The sequence below is a fragment of the Nocardia noduli genome (assembly GCF_019038455.1).
Classification (GTDB): Bacteria; Actinomycetota; Actinomycetes; order Mycobacteriales; family Mycobacteriaceae; genus Nocardia; species Nocardia noduli.
Window position 1 is genome coordinate 1 of the sequence record NZ_JAFMPL010000321.1, and the last position, 387, is coordinate 387.

The following is a 387-nucleotide window of genomic DNA, read 5'->3' on the forward strand; positions in this document are numbered from 1 at the left end:
CCTGTACGCCACCATCGGCCCGATGGCCGATGGTGGCGTCGTGCTCTCCGGCCATACCGACGTGGTCCCAGTGGCGGGTCAGGCCTGGACCAGCGACCCGTTCACCCTGCGCGTCGCCGACGGGCGGGCCTACGGACGCGGCGCGGTCGACATGAAGGCCTTCGACGCCCTGGCGCTGGCTCTGGTGCCCGACATGCTGGCAACCAACCTTACGCGGCCCATCCACATCCTGCTCTCTTACGACGAAGAGACCACCTGCCTCGGCTCGATGGACGCGATCACCCGGTTCGGCGTCGACCTGCCGCGACCGGGCGCGGTGATCGTCGGCGAGCCGACCGGCATGGAAGTCGCGGACGCGCACAAGAGCATCGTCACCTGCCTGACCAC

Annotated in this window: 1 protein-coding gene; it reads left to right on the forward strand. The window is 69.3% G+C overall.

What is annotated here, in order from left to right:
* Positions 1–22 precede the first annotated feature (22 nt).
* Positions 23–387, forward strand: a 365-nt coding sequence (locus JZ792_RS43835; RefSeq protein WP_216918470.1) for a M20/M25/M40 family metallo-hydrolase, incomplete at its 3' end; no start/stop codon positions are given.